3 protein-coding genes are annotated in these 4,914 nt (G+C 40.6%); all 3 read right to left on the reverse strand.

Going from position 1 to position 4,914, the window contains the following annotated elements; translation table 11 throughout:
• Positions 1 to 2,919: HEAT repeat domain-containing protein (locus tag RMY63_RS32640; RefSeq protein WP_322732676.1), on the reverse strand; the 2,919-nt coding region annotated here is incomplete at its 3' end.
• A 262-nt stretch (positions 2,920 to 3,181) separates the two neighbouring features.
• Positions 3,182 to 3,562, reverse strand: coding sequence for a CU044_2847 family protein (locus RMY63_RS32645; protein ID WP_322732677.1), 381 nt, complete (start codon positions 3,560 to 3,562; stop codon positions 3,182 to 3,184).
• Between the two features lie 531 nt (positions 3,563 to 4,093).
• Positions 4,094 to 4,456: a hypothetical protein gene (locus tag RMY63_RS32650; protein WP_322732678.1), complete on the reverse strand. Its 363-nt coding sequence runs from the start codon at positions 4,454 to 4,456 to the stop codon at positions 4,094 to 4,096.
• Positions 4,457 to 4,914 lie beyond the last annotated feature (458 nt).

Consider the following 4,914-nt stretch of genomic DNA (forward strand, 5'->3'; position numbering starts at 1 on the left):
CTCAGAATTAGAGTCCTTGAGGGCGGCGATTAATCCCCGCACAGCTTCTGGATTGCCAATATTACGCAAAGCCGATGCCGCGTTGCCTTTCACCTCAGAATTAGAGTCCTTGAGGGCGGCGATTAATCCCCGCACAGCTTCTGCATTGCCAATATTACCCAAAGCCCATGCCGCGCTGCTTCTCACGTCAGATTTAGAGTCCTTGAGGGCGGCGATTAATCCCCGCACAGCTTCTGCATTGCCAATATTACCCAAAGCCCATGCCGCGCTGCTTCTCACGTCAGATTTAGAGTCCTTGAGGGCGGCGATTAATCCCCGCACAGCTTCTGCATTGCCAATATTACCCAAAGCCCATGCCGCGCTGCTTCTCACGTCAGATTTAGAGTCCTTGAGGGCGGCGATTAATCCCCGCACAGCTTCTGGATTGCCAATTTTAGCCAAAGCCTCTGCCGCGCTGCTTCTCACGTCAGATTTAGAGTGCTTGAGGGCGGCGATTAATCCCGGCACAGCTTCTGCATTGCCAATTTTAGCCAAAGCCTCTGCCGCGTAGTCTCTCACGTCAGAATCAGAGTCCTTGAGGGCGGCGATTAATTTCTGAGACATCCACAAATTGACTTTTTCCAATGCCACTACAACCGATTCAATAAAAATAGCTGTGGGGTAACGTCGCCAAAATTTGTAAATCTTATTGATTATCTTGGCAAATAATTTGGGATTTTGGCTGATTCCACCAGAAGCCTCTCCATTCTGCTGAACTTCAACAATACATCTCCCCGCCAATAATAACAGCGTCTGAAAAATATCATCCTTTTCTTTAAACAACGCTTCTATCAACAGCATGGGATTTTTCATTAAACTTGTCAATAAAGTCAAAGTTTCATGAGAATCATATTCCCAAAATAGTTTTTTTGCTAAAGCAATACCATCACTCTTATCATTTACAATGGCTTGATTGAGATAATATGCTGTGAAATATTCCTGAAAGGTGCGATGTAAAAATAAATATTGCTCTCCTTCTCGTGAAAGCTTTTGAATAATTCCATCTGCTTCCGAAAGTTCTTTAATTAATTCCTCAGTAGTTTGATTTCGGAAATCGCGGATTTCTTGTTTGTTTAAAGATTTTTCAATTATCTTATGCAATTCATCACGATAAAAAACTTCTTTACCCTCACTGCTAAACTTATATGCCACATCAGCCAATAACTTCTTTTTAGCAATTACATTTTCGGGGGATAATCGATTATTATCATTCCTCCATTGACTTAACATATAATCTACAGCTTTTTCATAAACCTGGGCACGACGTGCGGGAAGCCTTAGTCCTTTGGTTTGATACAAACTACACAGCAAAGATAAAAGTAGGGGATTTTGCGCTAAACCAGCAATTTGTGGTTTATTTTGTATTTCAACAATCAGCCCTTCTGCGGAAACAGAATCATCCTCAATATAACCAGCCGCATTTTTAAACCAAATTTGAATATATGCTTCTGTTTGCTTTTGACTAAAAGGAACAATTTCAACTTCCTTAGCAGTATCTACAAAAGCACCACCATAACCGACAATTCTAGAAGTGCAAATAATTGGACAGTCATAATTTCTTAGAAAACGGTTGAGCCTTTCTTTTAAACGAGGGCGATATTCTTGTGGAACTTCATCCAAAGCGTCTAAAAGTAAAAGACATTTACCATTCTTTAATTTATCTTCTAATAAATATTTGATAGATTTTGCTGTTTTTGGATAATCTCTCTCAATAATTCTAGGAATAGCCTCAATAATTTCTCCCTCAGTTTCAGCCAAATCAGATAACCGCAAAAACAACGGAAATATTACATCATCAATCCCTCTTCTCACCTCCTTGCTTGTGAGGAGGGGCTGGGGGTGGGGTGTTAATTTCTCCCTTTCCTCACGAGCAATTAAGCCAGCCTCCATCCTTAATAAAGTAGATTTTCCCATACCTGGGTCAGCCAAAACCATAATTTTTTGGTTTTCTTTTTTTGCCTCTTCCCAGTCAACAACAACTCGCTTTGTTTCCTCTTCTTTTCTCTTTTGCAATTCCTCATCAAAACCTTTCATCGCATAGAGACGCTTAAATCCGGCTTCACCTTCTGTATATGCCCAGCTTGTTTCTATTTCATGTTTGTATTTTCTTTCTAGAGTTACTTGAATCGGGATATATTGCTCTTTCAGGATAATTTTTTCTTTAGTATGGAACAGTTTAATATATTTAAAATATTCTTCAATATCTGCCAAAAAACTGCAAACAGCATTTTTTTCTGGTTCTAATCCTAGCTTATCTAAGCTATCAAGAAGATTATCCCAGCGAATTACATAACTTGCATCGCTTTTACTGCATTGAATCACTCCCACCACACCGCCCAACTCTTCAGCCAAAACTGCACCGCCACTACTTCCCGATTCAACCTTCGCATCAAGTTGGTGGGACGAAAACATAGATTTTTCCTGTGGTAGCTTATTCCAAGGATTATTAAACTTTATTCCATCTTGATTCTGAATTTTATAAGTTGAAACTACATTCAGAGGCGCACTAGCACGGATACTTTGGGCAAAAACATCAAATCCTTCCGGGAAATTAGCCTTTTTCGCTGGCGGAAAGCCATAGACTTTTACTGATGTTGATAGCTGTTGAGGATTAATAATTGGAACCGCTTTTGCAGACTCAACATTTATCTTTAAAATCGCAATATCTACTTCTATATTTGATAAATTTTCACACCATTCCGCCGCATAAACTTGTTCTTGATATTCTACCCTGAGCGCATCCAACAAATAGATAACATGATGACAGGTGACAAGATAGCCATCAGCGCGAATAATAAACCCAGAACCGCCAGTAGCCCCATTAGAATCGAGGATTTTGACCATTGATTCTCTCAATTCATCCAGGGTGTAATTGCTCATATTCCTGAGATATACTCAAAACGGCTTAGAGGATGTCTGAAAACTTTTTGGTGTTGTATTCGAGACTTGTAGATCCCCCTAAATCCCCCTTAAAAAGGGGGACTTTGATTCATTTCTCCCCTTAAAAAGAGCAACTTTGATTCATTTCCCCCCTTTTTAAGGGGGGCTAGGGGGGATCAGGCGAAATATTTAATACTTCTCAGACATCCTCTTAAAACTATGATTATAAGCGAAGCTTTTAGTCCGCGCAAGCGGATTAAACTTATGTAGTCGTAGGGTTTAGCCCGTCGGGTTTCTGTGGTGATTCTTCCTGACTTAAATTCCACTCAATTGTTACCTTCACATTAGCTTGGGCGCTTCCCTTAGTAACAAAAGGAACTCCTGTTTCTCCGCCAGCTTGCAAGCCAAATTCCATCGTCACTTTACTTGGTGCTTTATCAGTTATCCCTTGCTTAACACTATTGAGTATCAGTCCAGAATAATTGCGTACCGTACTAATCATCATTTTTTGTAGCCTTTCTGACCTTTCCCGGATGTCATCAACATATCCAACGGCTTGCAATTCATCACTATCAGCGTCATCGTATTGAATATAGATTTTTTCTCCATCGGAACCAATAATTTCTGTTATCTTTGCTGACATAAACTTATTATTACATTACCTTGAGCATCTATAATTTACCAGATGTTGCTCAATTTCTGATTTTCCGCTTTGGATCTATGCATTGCTGGTAAAATGAGATTTGGGTATAGCATTGATACCAAGAGCAATTAGCTTTGCAGTCAGAAATTAATTAGTGCTACTGCGATCGCGTTTTGGCTTTGACTGGGGAGCGATCGCTTACCAAAGTCAAACAATGCACTTTTTAAAGTAGGCGATCGCACACATCACCAATCAAAATTACTTATTTGGTTTGATTTAGGTAAAAAATATTTGATACATCAATCATGACTTTTCAAACATCCTCTCAGATCCCCGACTTTTTTTTAAAGTTGGGGATTCTAAACACCGAGGTGAAAACTATTTTAGTCAAGTTGTTGAGCCGATAAGCAATAAAGCAAGCAAGTTAAAACTCCCACTGAATCCTTGCTTGCAACGTCAACGGTTCACTATAAAAAATGCCAAATCGACCACCGGCAGCTTCAAAATATTCCACATCGAACAGCGTCTTTATCAAGCAACAGCCCCTTGTTTAGGCTTTTGCACTGGACGCTTGCGATCGCTTCGACGAACGCCTCCTGCCATTTTGTACTCATCGCTATTCTTGCCATACTTTGCAGCTACACTGAGTAACATGTGTTCTGTTAGTTCCATCAGCGACTTTTCGGCAACTTCTAAAGTTCCCTGAGTCAGATCCACGGTGGAGAGGCTTGAGTTATATGCTTCTAACTTGTCTTGTGTTGTTTTGATGGCGGCTGCAAAGGAGTCAATTGTTACCCCATTGCCTAAGTCTAAGCTGGGACTGATCGATTTCAAAGCCGCAATCCGACGCTGTGCTCTATCAAGTACTTTCGACCCGCGTTTGGGACGTGACATAAATTACTTTCCTCTTATTAATGATGCGCCAGGAGAAAAACTGAGTTCTACCCTGAACTGTACAGCACTAGGATAGACAGAAATCGGGTTACTTGACACCCGCATTATTCAGTATAAATTAATATATTTATTACAAAAATATTGAACAGCTTTATGTAAATTACCGGAGGTTGCCCAAATTCAATAAACGACTGCCCGAATTCAATAGACCTCTTGCAAAAGTCCCCTAAACCCCACCCCCAGCCCCTCCCCGCCTGCGGGGAGGGGAGACTTTGACGTAAGTCAAAGGCGGGGTGGGGTTCTTATTTTGGATTTATGCAAGAAGTCTAATCAACGACTGCCCGAATTCAATAAACGATTGCCCGAATTCAATAAACGATTGCCCGAATTCAATAAACGACTGCCCGAATTCAATAAACGACTGCCCGAATTCAATAAACGACTGCCCGAATTCAATA

Source organism: Nostoc sp. ChiQUE01b, assembly GCF_034531255.1.
Classification (GTDB): Bacteria; Cyanobacteriota; Cyanobacteriia; order Cyanobacteriales; family Nostocaceae; genus Nostoc.